The 17,376-nt window shown below is 61.7% G+C and carries 15 protein-coding genes and 1 pseudogene; 13 read left to right on the forward strand and 3 right to left on the reverse strand.

From position 1 onward, the window contains the following. Positions 1 to 36: 36 nt before the first annotated feature. The 3 genes and pseudogenes from CDN36_RS17105 to CDN36_RS17115 form a co-directional block, all read right to left on the reverse strand. Positions 37 to 669 carry a cytochrome c oxidase subunit 3 gene (locus CDN36_RS17105; protein WP_287497371.1) on the reverse strand — a complete coding sequence of 211 codons (633 nt, stop codon included), beginning with the start codon at positions 667 to 669 and terminating at the stop codon, positions 37 to 39. Continuing rightward, positions 666 to 2,537 carry a cytochrome c oxidase subunit I gene (ctaD, locus tag CDN36_RS17110; protein ID WP_287497372.1) on the reverse strand — a complete coding sequence of 624 codons (1,872 nt, stop codon included), beginning with the start codon at positions 2,535 to 2,537 and terminating at the stop codon, positions 666 to 668. Before ctaD ends, CDN36_RS17105 begins: the two co-directional genes overlap by 4 nt. 693 nt (positions 2,538 to 3,230) lie before the next feature. After that, positions 3,231 to 4,340 (reverse strand): annotated as a pseudogene (locus CDN36_RS17115) (cytochrome c oxidase subunit II); the annotation flags it as partial. A gap of 288 nt (positions 4,341 to 4,628) precedes the next feature. Between CDN36_RS17115 and CDN36_RS17120 the strand changes: the two are divergent. The 13 genes from CDN36_RS17120 (at position 4,629) to hisH (ending at position 17,373) form a co-directional block, all read left to right on the forward strand. Continuing rightward, positions 4,629 to 4,988, forward strand: coding sequence for a MarR family EPS-associated transcriptional regulator (locus CDN36_RS17120; protein WP_287497373.1), 360 nt, complete (start codon positions 4,629 to 4,631; stop codon positions 4,986 to 4,988). Positions 4,989 to 5,125: 137 nt separating this feature from the next. Continuing rightward, the gene (locus CDN36_RS17125; protein ID WP_287497374.1) at positions 5,126 to 6,421 is read left to right on the forward strand and encodes a nucleotide sugar dehydrogenase; all 1,296 of its coding nucleotides are present in this window, start codon (positions 5,126 to 5,128) and stop codon (positions 6,419 to 6,421) included. A 53-nt stretch (positions 6,422 to 6,474) separates the two neighbouring features. Then, entirely contained in the window at positions 6,475 to 7,770 is a 1,296-nt protein-coding gene (locus CDN36_RS17130; RefSeq protein ID WP_287497375.1) for a lipopolysaccharide biosynthesis protein, read from the forward strand. Between the two features lie 66 nt (positions 7,771 to 7,836). Beyond that, the gene (locus tag CDN36_RS17135) at positions 7,837 to 8,814 is read left to right on the forward strand and encodes an NAD-dependent 4,6-dehydratase LegB (protein WP_287497376.1); all 978 of its coding nucleotides are present in this window, start codon (positions 7,837 to 7,839) and stop codon (positions 8,812 to 8,814) included. Between the two features lie 7 nt (positions 8,815 to 8,821). Continuing rightward, positions 8,822 to 9,973 (forward strand): LegC family aminotransferase, encoded by a 1,152-nt coding sequence (locus CDN36_RS17140; protein ID WP_287497377.1) that lies wholly within the window; start codon positions 8,822 to 8,824, stop codon positions 9,971 to 9,973. Continuing rightward, positions 9,970 to 11,133 (forward strand): UDP-N-acetylglucosamine 2-epimerase, encoded by a 1,164-nt coding sequence (gene neuC, locus CDN36_RS17145; RefSeq protein ID WP_287497378.1) that lies wholly within the window; start codon positions 9,970 to 9,972, stop codon positions 11,131 to 11,133. Before CDN36_RS17140 ends, neuC begins: the two co-directional genes overlap by 4 nt. Next, positions 11,130 to 12,218 (forward strand): N-acetylneuraminate synthase, encoded by a 1,089-nt coding sequence (gene neuB, locus CDN36_RS17150; RefSeq protein WP_287497379.1) that lies wholly within the window; start codon positions 11,130 to 11,132, stop codon positions 12,216 to 12,218. Before neuC ends, neuB begins: the two co-directional genes overlap by 4 nt. A gap of 32 nt (positions 12,219 to 12,250) precedes the next feature. After that, positions 12,251 to 12,871: an acetyltransferase gene (locus CDN36_RS17155; protein WP_287497402.1), complete on the forward strand. Its 621-nt coding sequence runs from the start codon at positions 12,251 to 12,253 to the stop codon at positions 12,869 to 12,871. 34 nt (positions 12,872 to 12,905) lie between these two features. Next, positions 12,906 to 13,961 carry a nucleotidyltransferase family protein gene (locus CDN36_RS17160; RefSeq protein WP_287497380.1) on the forward strand — a complete coding sequence of 352 codons (1,056 nt, stop codon included), beginning with the start codon at positions 12,906 to 12,908 and terminating at the stop codon, positions 13,959 to 13,961. Next, positions 13,958 to 14,653 carry an acylneuraminate cytidylyltransferase family protein gene (locus CDN36_RS17165; RefSeq protein ID WP_287497381.1) on the forward strand — a complete coding sequence of 232 codons (696 nt, stop codon included), beginning with the start codon at positions 13,958 to 13,960 and terminating at the stop codon, positions 14,651 to 14,653. The genes CDN36_RS17160 and CDN36_RS17165 overlap by 4 nt, the downstream gene beginning before the upstream one ends. After that, positions 14,646 to 15,962, forward strand: coding sequence for an N-acetyl sugar amidotransferase (locus CDN36_RS17170; RefSeq protein ID WP_287497382.1), 1,317 nt, complete (start codon positions 14,646 to 14,648; stop codon positions 15,960 to 15,962). The genes CDN36_RS17165 and CDN36_RS17170 overlap by 8 nt, the downstream gene beginning before the upstream one ends. Positions 15,963 to 15,964: 2 nt before the next feature. Further along, a complete protein-coding gene (gene hisF, locus CDN36_RS17175; protein ID WP_287497383.1) occupies positions 15,965 to 16,735 on the forward strand; it encodes an imidazole glycerol phosphate synthase subunit HisF in 771 nt (256 codons plus the stop codon). Beyond that, a complete protein-coding gene (hisH, locus tag CDN36_RS17180; protein ID WP_287497384.1) occupies positions 16,732 to 17,373 on the forward strand; it encodes an imidazole glycerol phosphate synthase subunit HisH in 642 nt (213 codons plus the stop codon). The genes hisF and hisH overlap by 4 nt, the downstream gene beginning before the upstream one ends. Positions 17,374 to 17,376 lie beyond the last annotated feature (3 nt).

The following is a 17,376-nucleotide window of genomic DNA, read 5'->3' on the forward strand; positions in this document are numbered from 1 at the left end:
GCCGTCTCTGGCGACGCCCCGCTCTTCCCGTTGCGCTCAGCCGCCGGCACCGCCGGTGCCGCACAGACGCTGCGCGATCTCCGGCGTGAGGTTGACGATGGCGGCAAAGAGCACGATCCAGAGCGCGAGCAGAAAGTGCCAGTACTGCGCGCTCAGCGACAACCGGCGCGCACGCACGGCGTGGGTGATCCGACGCGGCGCCAGGCACGCCCACGCCACCAGCCCGCCCAGCAGATGCAGCGCATGCAGCCCGGTGAGCAGGAAGAAGAAGCTGTTGGCCGGATTGCCGCTCACGCCGTAGTGACGGGCGACCAGGTCGTGCCAGACCCACATTTGCCCGCCGACGAAGGCCAGCGCGAGCACGCCCGCCGCGCGCCAGTCGCGGCGCGAGCGGCGCAACTCGCCGCGGCGCGCCTGCGAGGCGGCGGACTGCATCACGATGCAGGCCGCTACCAGCATGCCGGTGTTGATCCACAGCGCATTGACCGGTGGCAGCGGACGCCAGTCGCCCAGGCTCATGCGCATCACGTACGCGGCGAGCATCAGCGCGAACAGACTGCCCACCACGCCCATGAACCACCACAGTGCGATCTGCGAGGCCGCACGGCGATGCGGTTGCGCAACCGGTACGCCGCCCGGCATGGACGGCCACGACGGGACAGGTCTCATGATGTGGCTCCTCTCGGCGAGTCGGGTGAACGAGGTGAATCGGGAGAATCCGGCGCGGGCGGCGCCCCGGACGACGGCGGCGGCGCATCGCGACGATGCAGCGCCGTCGTGTCGCCATGCGCGAGCGTGGCCGGACGGCGCGGGTCGGGCGCCATGTTCTGGGGCACGAAGTCGTCGCTGTCGCCCGGCACGCTGTACTCATACGGCCAGCGATAGACCACGGGCAGCACCGGCCCCCAGTTGCCATGCACGGGCGGCACGTCGGGCGTCTGCCATTCGAGCGATGCGGCGCGCCACGGATTGTGTGTCGCCGCCTTGCCGTGCCGCAGGCTCCACGCGAGGTTGAACAGAAACAGCAGCTGGCCGGCGGCCACGACGAACGCGGCCACCGAGATGTAGGCGTTCATGGCGTGTGCCGAATCGGGGATGAAGCTGTAGTTCTGAAACTCGTAGTAGCGGCGCGGCATGCCGAGCACGCCGAGGTAGTGCATCGGGAAGAAGATCGCGTAGGTGCCGAGGAACGTAATCCAGAAATGCCAGTGGCCGAGGCGGTCGTCCAGGCGTCGGCCGGTGATGAGCGGATACCAGTGATAGATGCCGCCGAAGATCACGAGCAGCGGCGACACGCCCATCACCATATGAAAGTGGGCCACCACGAAATACGTATTGGAGAGCGGCATGTCGACGCTCACGTTGCCGAGGAAAAGCCCCGTGAGACCGCCGATCACGAACGTGCTGATGAAGCCGATGGCGAAGAGCATCGGCACAGTGAGATGAATGTCGCCACGCCAGAGCGTGAGCACCCAGTTGTAGACCTTGATCGCGGTGGGAATCGCGATGACCAGCGTGGTCGTCGCGAAGAAGAACCCGAAGTACGGATTCATGCCGCTGATGAACATGTGGTGGGCCCACACGACGACCGACAGCACGCCGATGGCGAGGATCGCCCAGACCATCATGCGGTAGCCGAAGATGTTCTTGCGCGCGTGCACGCTGACGAGGTCCGAGACGATGCCGAAGGCCGGCAGCGCGACGATATAGACCTCGGGGTGTCCGAAGAACCAGAACAGGTGCTGGAACAGCAGCGGGCTGCCGCCGCGATAGTCGAGCGGCTGCCCGAGCGAGACGAGCGCGGGCATGAAGAAGCTCGTGTGCAGCGTCTTGTCGAGCAGCATCATCACCCCCGAGACGAACAGCGCGGGGAACGCGAGCAGGGCGAGCACCGTCGCCATCACGATGCCCCATACGGTGAGCGGCAGGCGCAGCAGCGTCATGCCCTCGGTGCGTGCCTGCAGCACCGTGGTGACGTAGTTCAGACCGCCCATCGTCGCCGCGACGATGAAGATCAGCAACGAGACGAGCATCAGCACGATGCCCCACTCGGTGCCTGGCGTGCCGGGCAGGATCGCCTGCGGGGGATAGAGCGTCCAGCCCGCCCCGGTGGGGCCGCCCGGCACGAAGAAACTGATCATCAGGACAACGACGGCGAGCAGGTAGACCCAGTAGCTGAGCATGTTCAGAAACGGGAAGACCATGTCGCGCGCGCCGACCATCAGCGGAATCAGGTAGTTGCCAAAGCCGCCGAGAAAGAGCGCCGTGAGGAGATAGATCACCATGATCATGCCGTGCATGGTGACGTACTGGTAGTAGTGGTTCGCGTCGATGAACGAGAACTTGCCTGGAAAGCCGAGCTGCAGCCGCATCAGGTTCGAGAGCACGAGCCCGACCAGACCGACTGCGATGGCGGTCAGGGCGTACTGCACCGCGATCACTTTGTGGTCCTGGCTCCAGACGTACTTCGTCCAGAAGCTCTGCGGGCCCCCGCGGTACACGCCGGCGTGGGCCGGGCTGTCGGAATCGCCAGTCATGAGCTGTCTCCTGAACTGTCGTGACGCTTTCGGCGTGGCGACGGTGTCGTTTCGTGGTTGCGTTGCTCGGTGCCGTGTTGTTTGGTGGATGCGTCGTCGTGCTGCTCGGTGTCTCGTCGCTGCGTTTGCGTATCGTTGCGTGTCGTTGCGTGTCGTTGCGCCGCTCGTCCTTGCGAAGCGGGTTTTGCATCGGTGGGCCGTTGCATTCACGTGCCTGTGCACGGCTCGTCCCTGCCATGCTGCGGTACCGCGACGTTACGTCTGCCGGTGTTGCTGTCTCACGCCTCCTGCCGGCCCTATCCCGCGCTCACGCTCCGTATCGACCTACGGTGCCGGCCGGATCATCGGCACACTCGGCCGTGCGGAGCCCGACGGCGGCGGGTTCGTCGACGGCGCCGGCGGCACACCCAGCGGCGGCATATTCGTGCGCGAATCGTTCTGCAGCGGAAGTCCCGGTGTCTGCTGGCCCGGCCGGCGGGCCGGCTGCGATGGCGGTGACGGTTGCGTTCCCTGATTTGCCGGGGCCGACGGCGTCAGTGGCCCGTACTGCGCCGGTGGGCGCGGCGTCTGCAGCGAGTTCTGCGCCAGTTGTACGTCCACGCGCGGGGCGGCGGCGGAGGGAGTCGCGGGCGCTGGCGGAATCGGCGCGGCGGCAGGCGTTGCCTCCGGCGGGCGGGCCGGCGTCGGCGTGGGCGCGGCGTTCGCGCCCAGTGTCCGGATGTAGGCAATCAGGGCCTTCAGTTCGTCGTCCGTCAGGTCGACTTTTGGCATGAGCGGCGCGAAGCCTTTCGGGACGCGCGCGGTCGGGTTGCGAATGAACGCGGCGAGATAGGCCTCGTCCACGTGCGCCGTGCTGCCGTCCTGGAACGTCTCCGTCTTGCCGAAGAGCCCGTGCCACGTAGGCCCGACGCCGGCGCTGCCGTCGACCGTATGGCACCCGGCGCACCCCTTCGTTTGCGCGAGCAGCTTGCCCTTGGCGGCGAGCGGGTCGGCGGCAGCCGCGCCGGCGTGCCGCGCCTGCAGCGAGGCGAAGGTGGGCAGCTTGGCGACCCAGGCGTCGTAGGCGGGCTTGTCGTCGACGACCACGACGCCGCGCATGTTCGCGTGGCCGACGCCGCACAACTGGGCGCAGAGAATGTCGAAGCGCCCGGTGCGCGTGGGTGTGAGCCACATCTGCGTGACCATGCCGGGCACCATGTTCATGCGGGTGCGAAACGGCGGGACGTAGAAGTCGTGCAGCACGTCTTTGGCGCGCAGCAGCAATCTCACCGGCTGACCCACGAGAAGATGCAGTTCGGGGGCGTCGACGATGCGGTTGTCCTGATTGGCGGGATCTTTCGGATTCAGGCCGAGCGGGTTGTCGGCGGTGACGTAGCTCGGATCGGAACTGCCGAGCCGCCCGTCGGGCCCGGGCAGGCGGAAGCGCCACTGCCACTGCTGGCCGACGACCTCGACGGCACGGGCGTCGTGCGGCGGGTCGATGAGCTTGGCGTAAACGAACAGGCCGGGGGCGAGCATCGCGGCAATGCCGACGGTGGTGATACCGATCAGCCACCCCTCGAGGCGGCGATTGTGAGGCTCGTAAGCGGCCCTATGGCCGTCGCGATGCCGATAGCGAAAAATCGCCCAGGCGACGAAGAGATTGACGACAACGAAGGCCGCGCCGGTAATCACCAGCGTGATGGTGAGCGTGTCGTCCATCTGCCGCCAGTTCGACGCCAGCGGCGTGAGCCACCACGGGCTCCAGAAATGGAAGGCGAGCGCGGCGGCGACAACGACGATCAGGAGGATGGAGAAGGCCATCTTGTGCGGGTGGCAGCGAAATTGAGCTTCGTTCCGACATTAAGGCTAGATCGCTACCGGCAGGAGTCAAGCCTCGCGCACCCGATGCCGCCCAAGCGCTTCTTCGAGCTAAGCCCCAAAAAGAAGGCTTGTCACGTCTCGTTACGCTTTTCCTGATATTTTTCGCGCGCGAAAGAGGACTTCATGTAAACTTGTTCAACTTCTTACAAACTTTCGCACCAAAATGGCCAGCCATCACGGTTCGCCTCGCCAAGCGGGGTGAACCGTGACCAGACTCAAGGACAATTGATGACAAGCCGGCAAGCTAATCTCCAGGAAGACACATATTTCCGGGTCATGCGGATCCTGCAGGAGAATCCAGACCTGACGCAGCGGGAATTGGCGCAACGCCTCGGTGTAAGCGTTGGCGGTCTCAATTATTGCCTCAATGCGCTAATCCGAAAGGGTTGGGTCAAGACACAGAACTTTAGCCATAGCAAGAATAAGTTCGGTTACGTGTATTTGTTGACGCCTGCAGGTTTCGCAGAAAAAGCCGCACTGACTAGCGGTTTTCTGAAGAGAAAGATGGCCGAGTATGAAGCGTTACGTGCTGAGATCGAGGCGCTTCAGGGCGAAGTCGGATTGACAGAAGGTAAATCGATCGGCTGAATTGAATCGGCCGGTATTATTGAAATTCAGCGTGTTCGAGCACTAATGCAGGGCTTTGAAATTCCGCGTCTTGTCAGAATTTCATTCCTCGTTACTCGACGGTCAATTGCCATACCCCGCAAAACGATGGAGTGCATGTGAACGTTAACAAAAAGAAGATCGCCATTATTGGCCTTGGCTATGTGGGACTGCCGCTGGCCGTCGAGTTCGGCAAAAAGCGATCCGTTGTCGGTTTTGACATCAGTGCGAAACGTATCGCAGAATTGCGCTCCGGCAAGGACAGCACTCTGGAAGTGGACGCACCAGCGCTTGCCGCAGCCGAACACCTAGTCTGCACCGACGACCCCAAAACCCTCGAAGATTGCTCGATCTTCATCGTGACGGTACCCACGCCCATCGACAAGGCGAACCGTCCCGACCTCGCCTACCTCCTGGGTGCGACGCAGACAGTCGCGCGTGCACTTAAGCCGGGCGATCTGGTGATTTACGAATCGACGGTCTATCCCGGCTGTACGGAAGAAGCGTGCGTTCCCGTGCTCGAAAAGGTCTCGGGACTGAAATTCAATACGGACTTCTTCTGCGGATACAGTCCGGAACGTATCAACCCTGGCGACAAGGTCAATACGCTCACAAAAATCAAGAAGATCGTGAGCGGTTCGACGCCGGAAGCCGCACGCGAAGTGCAGGCCCTGTATGGCAGCATCATCGAAGCCGGCGTATTTCCCGCCACGAGCATCAAGACTGCGGAAGCCGCAAAGGTCATCGAGAATACGCAGCGCGACCTCAACATCGCACTGGTGAACGAACTATCGGTCATTTTTGCCCGCCTCGGGATCGACACGCTGGAGGTGCTTGAGGCTGCGGGCAGCAAGTGGAACTTCCTCCCCTTCCGCCCCGGCATGGTCGGCGGTCACTGCATTGGCGTCGATCCGTATTACCTCACGCACAAAGCGGAGGAAGTTGGATACCATCCGCAAGTGATTCTTGCCGGTCGCCGCATCAATGACAACATGGGGCGCTATGTCGCGCGCAACATGGTACGTCTGATGCTGCGCAACGGCATCGACGTCGCGCGTTGCACGGTCGGGGTGATGGGCATCACGTTCAAGGAAAATTGCCCGGACATCCGCAACAGCAAGGTCGCCGACATCGTTCGCGAACTTCGCTCGTGGAACGTCAATGTCATCGTCACCGATCCGTGGGCAAACGCCGAAGAGGTCGCCCATGAATACGGTATCGAACTCGGCATGATCGACGCGGACCATCAGGTGGACGGTCTTATCGTTGCCGTCGGCCACAACGAGTTCCGCGCGCTTTCACCGGAGGCTTTGCGCGGTCTTTGTCGCGGCGAACGTCCTGTGCTCGCCGATGTGAAATCGCTCTACGACAGGCACGTCTGTCAGGACGTCGGCATGACGGTGTTCCGCTTGTGAGGGGTCCGGCATCCTGATGGATTGGACATGTCGACCACTGACGGCGCGAACCAATGAAGTTCACTAGCAAGTCGCTTCAAAACGCCGGGATTTATTTTTTTGCCAATGTCCTGAACGCTGCGATTCCGTTTCTGCTTCTGCCGATCCTGACGCGCGTTCTTTCACCGGCGGAATACGGCACGATCGCCATGTTTACTGTGGTGATGAGCATAGCGAATGCCTTTACGGGTATGAGCGTTCACGGCGCGATTTCGGTGCGTTATTTCCAGCTCGACAAGCGCGCGCTGGCCGAGTACATCGGGGTCTGCTTCGGCATTCTCGCGATAAGCACGACCGTCGTGTCGGCCGTCACGGTGGGCCTCGGTACGTGGCTGAACGCTTTGACGAACCTGTCCACACCATGGCTGATGGCAGCGGTGGCGATGTCTGGACTGCAATTCGTCGTGAACATCCGTCTCGCGCTGTGGCAGGCGATGGGAAATGCTCGTCGGTACGGCACGTTTCAGGTGGGGCTTAGCGGCGCAAACGTCGGCGCGTCCCTCGTTCTTGTGCTGATTGCCGGGCTCGCGTGGCAAGGGCGCGTTCTGGGGCAGGCGTTGAGTCTGGTCTCGTTCGCGCTGATTGGCGTGTATCTGCTGTACCGGGAAAGCTATATCGTGTTCACGCGTCATGAGTGGCACGTGCGCTCAAAAGACATCCTGCAATTCGGGATGCCGTTGATTCCCCACGTTGTCGGTGGGCTGCTGATTTCGTACGGCGGTCAGATGATCGTGACGCACCGTTTCGGCGTTGCGGAGACAGGCTTCTACGCGGTGGGCCTGCAAATTGGCAACGCGATGGTGCTGGTTTCCGACGCCTTTTCGAAGGTGTACGGTCCGTGGCTGTATCGCGAACTCAACGGTGCGACCGAACAGCGCAAGACGCTGATCGTGGGCGTGACGTACGCCGTCGCGCTGGCTTTCATTGCGCTGTCGGCGTTGGCCGCGCTGGTCGTCCAGATGCTGCTGGGGCTTGTCGTCGGGGAGCGATTCGCAGGGGCCACCGATGTTGCAACGCTAATCGCCATCGGTAATGGCATTGGTGGGATTTACTTTGCATTGTCGAATTTCTTCTTCTTTACATCGAAGACGAAGTTCATCCCCATCGTGACCGTGATATCGGGTATCACGTCGCTGGCGGCCATGTGGGTGCTGTCGACGTATTGGGGATTACTGGGCGTCGCGGCCGGTTTCGTTGTCGGTCAGGTGCTGATGGTCATATTGGCGTGGACATTGAGCCACTATATTTACCCCATGCCCTGGCTGCAGTTCCGGCCAGCGCTTCACGCGCTCAAGCAGCGTCGGGCATAAGAGCCGCCGGCCGATGGCGACGACAACGTCGTACAGCAGGGTGACAGAACGAAGGAAAAGTTACACATGAAGATTTTAGTAACCGGGGCAGACGGTTTCATTGGCTCGCATCTCACCGAGATGCTTGTGCGTCAGGGCCATGAGGTCAAGGCACTCTCCCAGTACAACTCGTTCAATTATTGGGGTTGGCTCGAGGATGTCGACTGCCGCGACCGCATCGAAGTGCTCAACGGCGACGTTCGCGACCCGCACTACTGCAAGCACATTACCAAAGGCGTGGACATCGTCTATCACCTGGCGGCATTGATCGCGATCCCCTACTCCTACGTTGCGCCCGACAGCTATGTCGATACCAACGTCAAGGGCACGCTCAACATCTGTCAGGCCTCGCTCGAAAACGGCGTGAAGCGCGTGCTGCACACGTCGACCAGCGAAGTCTACGGCACGGCGCAATACGTGCCGATCGATGAAAAGCACCCGCTGCAACCGCAGTCGCCCTACAGCGCCTCGAAGATCGGCGCCGACGCGATGGCGATGAGCTTTTTCAACGCGTTCGACCTGCCGGTCACGATCGTGCGTCCGTTCAATACGTACGGTCCGCGTCAATCGGCCCGTGCGGTGATCCCGACCATCATCACGCAGATTGCGGCGGGCAAGAAGCAGATCAAACTGGGCGACGTGACACCGACGCGCGACTTCAACTACGTCAGCGACACGTGTCGCGGCTTCATCGCCCTCGCAGAGTGCGACGCCGCTGCAGGCAAGACCGTCAACATCGGCTCGAACTACGAAATCTCGGTGGGCGACACTCTCAATCTCATTCGTGAATTGATGGCCAGCGACGTCCAATTCCTGACCGACGAGCAGCGCATTCGCCCTGAGAAATCGGAAGTCTTCCGTCTGTGGTGCGACAACACGCTGATTCACTCGCTCACGGGCTTCAAGCCCGAGGTCCACATTCGTGCGGGGCTGTCCAAGACCATCGACTGGTTCACCCAGCCGGCCAACCTGGCCAAGTACAAGGCAGACATCTACAACGTGTGAGTTCGCTATGTTCGACGCATTGATCCGCTTTATCCGCGAGCAATATCGCACCGACGAGTTCATTCCGCTGCACGCACCAGTGTTCGCGGGACGCGAGCGCGAATACGTCATGGAGACGATCGATTCGACGTTCGTCTCCAGCGTCGGCGCGTTCGTGGATAAATTCGAGCGCGACATGGCTGCATACACCGGCAGTCCGCGCGCCGTGGCAGTCGTCAACGGCACAGCCGCCCTACACGTCGGGCTGCAACTTGCAGGAGTCAAGCCCGGCGATCTGGTGATCACGCAGTCCCTGACGTTCATCGCAACCTGCAACGCCATCAGCTTCTGCGGCGCACAACCGGTGTTCATCGACGTCGACCGTCACACGCTCGGCCTGTCGCCCGTCGCGCTGGATAACTGGCTGTGCGAGCATGCCTATATCAGCGACGAAGCCGAGTGCCGTCTGCGCAAGGACGACCGCACCGTGCGGGCCTGTCTACCAATGCACACGTTCGGACACCCAGTCGATCTCGAAGCGCTCATCGAAGTGTGCGCCCGGTGGCACCTCGCGCTCATCGAAGACGCCGCCGAATCGCTCGGCAGCCTGTACAAAGGCAAGCACACGGGTACGTTCGGTCTGATCGGCACGCTGAGTTTCAACGGCAACAAGATCATGACGACCGGCGGCGGCGGCATGATTCTCGCCGACGAGAAAATCGGCCAGCGCGCCAAACATCTGACGACGACGGCCAAGAAGCCGCACGCCTTCGAGTTCGTGCACGACGAAGTCGGGTACAACTATCGCCTGCCGAACATCAACGCGGCGCTCGGTTGTGCGCAACTCGAACGACTCGATGCCTTCCTCGCGTCGAAACGCGAACTCGCGCAGCGCTACGCCGCGCTCTTCGAAGGGTCTGATCTTCGGTTCGTTCGCGAACCCGAAGGCTGCCGTTCGAACTACTGGCTCAACGCGGTCCTGTGCAGCGATACCGATCATCGCAATGCGCTGCTCAAGGCCACGAACGAGTCTGGCGTGATGACCCGCCCCATTTGGACGCTCATGACGCGCATGCCCATGTACGAGCACTGCCTGCGCGACGAGCTTGCCAATGCAGAGTGGCTCGAAGCCCGCGTCGTCAATCTGCCGAGCAGCATTCTCCCGGAGACCGTGGCATGAAACGAAAGGTCGCCGTCTTCACGGGCACGCGCGCGGAATACGGCATTCTCTACTGGCTGCTGAAAGACATTCAGGCGAGTGAGGCGCTCGAGTTGCAGCTCATCGTCGGCGCAATGCATCTCTCGCCGACGTTCGGCGACACGTGGAAGCAGATCGAAGCAGACGGTTTCGTCATGTCGGCGAAAGTGGAAATGCTGCTGTCGTCCGATTCGCCGGTCGGCACCGCCAAGTCCATGGGGCTTGGCACGATCGGATTCGCCGACGCGCTCGATCGCTTGCAGCCCGATGTCGCCGTCGTGCTGGGCGACCGTTTCGAAGCACTGGCATTCGTGCAGACGGCCATGGTGATGGGCATTCCCGTGGCGCACCTGCACGGTGGCGAAATCACCGAAGGCGCATACGACGACGCGATCCGCCACTCGATCACGAAGATGTCGTATCTGCACTTCACCGCATCTGGCGCTTATCGTCAGCGCGTCATTCAGATGGGCGAAGCACCGGAACGCGTCTTCGACACCGGCGCGCTGGGCCTGGATCATTTGCTGCGCAGTCCCCGGATGTCGCACGCCGCGCTGGCCGAATCGCTGGGCTTCGCGCTCAAGGCACCCTACTTCCTCGTAACCTACCATCCGGTCACGCTGGCGGAAGAACCCGGCGACGCCGCCTTCCACGCGCTCGCCGTGGCGCTCGACCAATTCCCACAGCACCAGGTCATCGTAACGTATCCGAACGCCGATCACGGCGGTCTGGAACTCATTCGTCGCTTGCAAGCCTACGCAGCCGCCAACCCTACGCGCGTACTAGCGGTGCCGTCGCTCGGTTTTGCCCGCTATCTGAGCGCGATGAGCGGTGCGGCAGCCGTCATCGGCAACTCGTCGAGCGGCATCATCGAAGCACCGGCCTTCGGTGTGCCCACGGTGGACATCGGTGCCCGGCAAACGGGGCGCCTTCGTGCACCGTCGATCGTTCACGCAGCGCCAGAATCCGACGCCATCGCCGATGCCATCCGAACCGTCATCGATCCGGCCTTCGTACGCGCCATCGACCCCGCAGACAATCCGTACGGCCAGGGCGATGCAGCCCGGCAGATCGTGAATGTCCTGACGAACGCAACGCTCTCGGGCACCAAGCACTTTTACGATATCGGGGCCGCTCAATGACGACGAACGCCGGACAACATGTGTATGTCATCGCCGAGGCCGGGGTCAACCACAACGGCCAGCGCGATCTCGCATTCGCGCTCGTCGACGCCGCCGCCGATGCGGGTGCCGACGCGGTCAAGTTCCAGACGTTTAGCGCCGCCAAGCTGGCCGCTGCGTCGGCACCGAAGGCCGCCTATCAGAAGGCCAGCACCGACGCTGCAGAAAGCCAGCTCGCCATGCTGAAGAAGCTCGAACTGCCGCTCGACTGGCACGCGCCGCTCAAGGTGCATGCCGAGAAGCGCGGTATCGATTTCATGTCGACGGCGTTCGACACCGATAGCCTCGCGTTCCTCGTCGAGCTCGGCATGTCCGCCATCAAGGTCCCCTCGGGTGAGCTGACCAATGGCCCGCTGCTGTGGCAATACGCGCGTGCCGGCCTGCCGATGATCGTGTCGACGGGCATGGCGATCCTCTCCGAGGTCGAACAGGCGCTGGCCGTCATCGCGCACGCCCGCCACAACGACCGCGAGCCGGCGAGCATGGACGAAGTGTGGCGTCACTGGAGCACGCCCGGCGCACAGGCTTCACTGCGCGACGTCGTCACGTTGCTCCATTGCACGTCCCAATATCCCACGCCATTCCATGAGGTGAACCTGCGTGCGATGGACACGCTCTCGCGGGCCTTTGGGCTACCGGTCGGCTATTCGGATCACACTGAAGGCACGCTGATTCCGGTGGCAGCGGTCGCGCGCGGCGCAACGCTCATCGAAAAGCACTTCACGATGGATAAATCCCTGCCGGGCCCCGACCATCGGGCATCGCTCACGCCGCAGGAGCTAAAGCACATGGTCGATCAGATCCGCGCGCTGACGACAGCTTTCGGCGACGGCGCCAAGGCACCACAGCCCAGCGAATGGGATACGCGCAAAGCGGCACGCCAACAAGTGGTGGCCGCACGCGATGTCGCCGCCGGCTCAGTGCTCTCGCGCGACGATTTGACGACGGCGCGCAGCGGGCACGGCCTGGCCCCCACGATGCTTTGGGGTCTGGTTGGACAAGTCGCCGGCAAGGCATTCCGGGCTGGAGACGTGATCGAGACATGACAGCGCACTTCACCTCCGATAAGGCGCTGGTCATGATTGGCGCCGGCGGCCACGCCAAGGTTCTCGCGTCGCTCGTAAGGCTGGCGGGCTTCAGGCTGACAGGCGTTTGCGATCCAGCGCTGGTGGCGGCCGGCACCACGCAATGGCAGGGCGTCCCCGTGCTCGGCGACGACGACGCGCTGGCATCGCTCGATCGCCACGCCGTGGGCATCGTCAATGGCATCGGCAGGATGCCGGGCAAGGATTTACGCCGTATCGTCTTCGAGCGTGTACAGGAGATGGGGTTTCACTTTCCGGCGCTCGTTCACCCGCAGGCCTGGGTGGACGAATCCGTCAAACTCGCCGACGGCGTGCAAATCATGGCAGGCTGCATGGTGCAGCCCGACTGTTCGATCGGCGTAAACAGCGTCATCAATACGCGCGCCGGCATCGATCACGATTGCCATGTGGGTGCACACGTGCATATCGCGCCCGGCACCACGTTGTGCGGCGGCGTTCGCGTCGGCGACCACACGTTCGTCGGCACCGGCAGCACCATCATTCAAGGTGTTTCAGTCGGCGCGAACGCGATGATCGCCGCCGGATCGCTGCTCACGTGCGACGTTCCCGACAACGCCAGGACGCGTAGCGTCCCTGCACGCATTACAGGTTGAGGCAATCATGACCATTCGAGGTAACGGCCCGCAATTGGAGAGCATCGTCTGGAGACAAGCGCTGCTCAAGCCGGAGTCGACCATCCAGGATGCCATTCGTAATCTGGACGTGACCGGGCTGCAAATTGCACTCATCGTCGACGATAACGGCGTGTTGCTCGGCACCGTCACCGACGGCGACGTCCGCCGGGCATTGCTGCGAGGGCTCGATCTGAACGCGCGCGTGGACGCCATCATGTTCGCGTCGCCGCTGGTCGTGACGCCGGAAATGGGCCGCGATACCGTCCTGCATTTGATGCGCGCCAACAAGGTCCACCAGTTACCGGTGATCGACGACGGGCGAACTGTCGTAGGACTGCATATCTGGGACGAAATCGCCGCGCCAATGCGGCGCGACAACGTCATGGTGATCATGGCCGGCGGGTTCGGTAAACGACTGCGCCCGTACACCGAAGACTGCCCGAAGCCGATGCTTCCCGTGGCCGGCAAGCCGATGCTCGAACACATCATCGAGCGCGCCAAGCAAGAGGGGTTTCGCAATTTCGTACTCACGTTGTTCTACCTCGGGCACGTGATCGAGTCGCATTTCGGCGACGGTTCGAAATGGGATATCAATATTCGTTATGTGCATGAGGAAACGCCACTCGGCACAGCGGGCGCACTGTCGTTGCTTTCGCCCGCTCCCGAGCAGCCATTCATCGTGACGAACGGCGACGTGCTGACGGACATCAATTACGGCGAAATGCTCGACTTCCATCTGCATCACGCAGCCATCGCTACCATGGCAGTACGCCAACACGAATGGCAGCATCCGTTCGGCGTGGTCAAAACGGAAGGCATCGACATCGTTGGATTCGAAGAAAAGCCGATCCATCGCTCGCACGTCAATGCAGGCATTTACGTATTGAATCCTGCCGTTCTCGAATCGCTCGAATCCGGGGCGGTATGTGACATGCCGACCCTGTTCGAGCGACTGAAGGAAGAAGGCGGGCAAACCATTGCATATCCGATGCACGAACCCTGGCTGGACGTCGGGCGTCCCGAAGACCTCAAGCGGGCCAACGAACAAAAATCGTGGGGCGGTGCGTGAACACGGCGCCCAAAGTCCTCGCACTCATTCCCGCACGAGGCGGCTCGAAAGGCCTGCCCCGCAAGAACGTGCTGGAAGCTGGGGGAAAACCATTGATAACCTGGACAATCGACGCTGCCAAAGGCGCCTCGTGCGTCGATCGGGTCGTACTGTCGTCCGATGACGACGAAATCATGGCGATAGCACGTGCGCATGGATGCGACGTGCCGTTTCGTCGCCCAGCGGCACTTGCCACCGACGAGGCGACGTCCATGGACGTTGTTCGTCACGCGCTGGAACAGTTGCCAGGTTACGATATCGTGATCTTGCTGCAACCCACATCCCCGCTACGCACGTCCGCAGACATCGACGGAGCGTTCGCGACCCTGCAAACGCTCGGTGCACCGGCATGCGTGTCGCTATGCCCGGTCGAGGAGTCGCCCTATTGGATGTATCGTTTCGGCCAGACTGGCCGGATCGAAAATTTGATGCCGGCAGACGAGCTTGCGATGCGTCGCCAGGATCTTCCCGAGGTTTACACGCTCAATGGAGCGGTATACATCGCGAAAGTCCCATGGTTGCTGGCCAACGGCGGGTTCATCTCCGCCGAAACCGTAGGGTATCGCATGCCAAGGAAGCGTTCTCTTGACATCGATACGCCCGACGATTTTTTCGAATTTCAGGATTTAGTTACCAGAGGTGAGCATGAATAAGTATCCGAGCCGCCGGGAAATCGATCTTTCCCAGTTCACGACCGACACGCCGGAAACCAGCCGTTACGGCCTACCGATGCATGTCGGCTTCTGTGCGAAGTGCGTAATCTCGAATCAGCGACCGAATTCGGCCGTCGAGTACGCCCACACCAAGGACAGCACGAAGAAGACCATCAACTTCAACGCTGAAGGTGTGTGCGACGCTTGCAAGGTGGCGGAACAAAAGCACGGCACCATCGACTGGGATGAGCGCGAACGCGAGTTGCGCGAACTGTGTGACCGTCACCGCAGCACGGACGGCTCCTACGACTGTATCGTTCCGGGTTCGGGCGGCAAGGACAGCTTCTACGCGGCCCACATGCTCAAGTACAAGTACGGCATGCACCCGCTCACTGTAACCTGGGCGCCTCACGTCTACACCGAGTGGGGCTGGCGCAATTTCCAATCGTGGATCCACGCTGGCTTCGATAACTTCCTGTGCACACCGAATGGCCGCGTGCACCGTCTCGTGACGCGACTGGCGGTGGAAAATCTGTTCCATCCCTTCCAGCCGTTCATGTTCGGTCAGAAGTCGCTCGCGCCGAAAATGGCTCTGCTGCACAAGATCCCTCTGGTGTTCTACGGCGAGAACGAAGCAGAGTACGGCAATCCGATCGAAGATACGCAATCGGCCAAACGCGACTGGTCGTACTTCACGGCGGAAGACAAATCGAAGATCTACCTGGGCGGCACATCCATCGAAGACCTGGACAGGCACTTCGGTGTGGATCGCAGTGAGCTGCACCCGTACCTGCCGGCAGATCCCGAACAGATCGAAAAGCAGAAGGTCGAAGTGCACTATCTCGGCTACTACCTCAAGTGGCATCCGCAAAGCTGCTACTACTACTCCGTCGAGCACGGCGGCTTTCAGGCATCGCCTGAGCGCACTCCCGGCACGTACAGCAAGTACAACAGCATTGACGATCGCATTGACGACTTCCATTACTATACGACCTTCGTGAAGTTCGGTATCGGTCGCGCCACATACGATGCCGCACAGGAAATTCGTTCCGGTGACATCACCCGTGAAGAGGGTGTGGCGCTGGCCAAGCGTTTCGACGGCGAATTCCCGGAGCGTTTTGCCGAAGAGATCTTCCGCTACCTCAGCATTCCCAAGGAAGAGTTCCCGCAAGCATCGCAAATGTTCGAGCAGCCGATTATGGATCGCGAGTATTTCGATAATCTCGCCGACTCGTTCCGCTCGCCGCACCTGTGGAAATTCGATAACGGCGTCTGGAAGCTGCGTCACACTGTTTGGGACGGGGAATAATTGTGGCCAACGTACGCCTGATCGCGCGCCTGGACATCAAGGGATCGAACCTCATCAAGGGCGTGCACCTCGAAGGGCTGCGCGTTATCGGCGACCCGCAGGAATACGCTCGCAAGTACTACGAGCAAGGCGCCGACGAACTGCTGTACATCGACATCGTGGCTAGTTTGTACGGACGAAGCAAACTCACCGAGATCGTTCGCCATGCGGCACACGATGTATTTGTGCCGATGACTGTCGGTGGTGGCATTCGCACGATCGAGGACGTCAGCGATCTACTCCGTGCCGGCGCCGACAAGGTCGCCATCAATACAGCGGCTGTGCGGCGTCCGGAACTCATCAGCGAGGTGTCGCGACGGTTCGGCTCGCAGTGCATGGTGCTGTCCATCGAAGCCAAGCAGCAAGTCAACGGTCAGTGGGAGGTGTACACAGACTGCGGCCGCGAGCGCAGCGGACTCGATGCCGTCGAATGGGCGCGCCGCGGCGTCGAACTCGGTGCCGGCGAAATTCTCGTGACTTCCATCGACCGGGAGGGCACTCGCAAGGGATTCGATGTCGCACTGACCAACGCGATCAGTTCGGCCGTCAGCGTGCCTGTTATCGCGAGTGGCGGGTACGGCGCACCCGAGCACCTGAGCGACGTCGTCAACAGCGGTCGTGCCGACGCCGTCGCCGTCGCAGACGCACTGCACTACAACCGGACGACCTTAGCGTCCATCAGACAAAGCGCCGAGGAAGCGGGCATCCCAATGAGATTGCTGCAAGTGAAATGAAAGTTACCCTTATCGATTACGGCATCGGAAATTTGTACAGCGTGAGCCGGGCGCTCGAGTATTGCGGCGCCGAGGTGACGCTCTCCAGCGACCCAAGCACCATCGAGGCCTCCCCTCGTCTCGTCCTGCCTGGCGTCGGCGCTTTCGCGGATGGCATGAGCGGTCTACGCGAACGCGGGCTTATCGAACCGATCCGCCGCTACGCCGCCACGGGGCGCCCACTGCTGGGCATCTGTCTGGGCATGCAGATGCTGACCAGCGCCAGCGAAGAGTTCGGGCGTCACGAAGGCCTTGGCCTGATTCCGGGAAACGTAGTGCCGATTCCGACCGTCACCACGCAGGGTCAACCGCACAAAACGCCGAACATCGGCTGGAGCGCGCTGACACCGGCCGCCGACGCCGATTGGTCGGGCACGTTGCTTGCGCGCACCGAGCCGGGCACATTCGTCTATCTGGTGCATTCGTATCACGTGGTTCCCGATGACCCGAAAGCCAAGATTGCCACCTGTGAATATGGTGGTCACGCCATCACGACCGCGATTCGTTCCGGCGCGGTGCACGGCTTTCAGTTTCACCCGGAAAAGAGTGGTGAAGAGGGGTTGCGCATGCTTGAAGTCTTTTTGCACGAGAACACCTGAGCC

This window comes from Pandoraea sp. CB10b_02 (genome assembly GCF_002216225.1).
Classification (GTDB): Bacteria; Pseudomonadota; Gammaproteobacteria; order Burkholderiales; family Burkholderiaceae; genus Pandoraea; species Pandoraea nosoerga.

Bases quoted from the DNA above. Each gene is read 5' to 3' on its own strand.
- CDN36_RS17130 (WP_287497375.1), top strand. From the start codon at position 6,475: ATGAAGTTCACTAGCAAGTCGCTTCAAAACGCCGGGATTTATTTTTTT.
- neuB (WP_287497379.1), top strand. From the start codon at position 11,130: ATGACGACGAACGCCGGACAACATGTGTATGTCATCGCCGAGGCCGGG.
- ctaD (WP_287497372.1), bottom strand. From the start codon at position 2,537: ATGACTGGCGATTCCGACAGCCCGGCCCACGCCGGCGTGTACCGCGGG.
- CDN36_RS17140 (WP_287497377.1), top strand. From the start codon at position 8,822: ATGTTCGACGCATTGATCCGCTTTATCCGCGAGCAATATCGCACCGAC.
- CDN36_RS17135 (WP_287497376.1), top strand. From the start codon at position 7,837: ATGAAGATTTTAGTAACCGGGGCAGACGGTTTCATTGGCTCGCATCTC.
- neuC (WP_287497378.1), top strand. From the start codon at position 9,970: ATGAAACGAAAGGTCGCCGTCTTCACGGGCACGCGCGCGGAATACGGC.
- CDN36_RS17170 (WP_287497382.1), top strand. From the start codon at position 14,646: ATGAATAAGTATCCGAGCCGCCGGGAAATCGATCTTTCCCAGTTCACG.
- CDN36_RS17120 (WP_287497373.1), top strand. From the start codon at position 4,629: ATGACAAGCCGGCAAGCTAATCTCCAGGAAGACACATATTTCCGGGTC.
- CDN36_RS17155 (WP_287497402.1), top strand. From the start codon at position 12,251: ATGATTGGCGCCGGCGGCCACGCCAAGGTTCTCGCGTCGCTCGTAAGG.
- CDN36_RS17105 (WP_287497371.1), bottom strand. From the start codon at position 669: ATGAGACCTGTCCCGTCGTGGCCGTCCATGCCGGGCGGCGTACCGGTT.
- hisH (WP_287497384.1), top strand. From the start codon at position 16,732: ATGAAAGTTACCCTTATCGATTACGGCATCGGAAATTTGTACAGCGTG.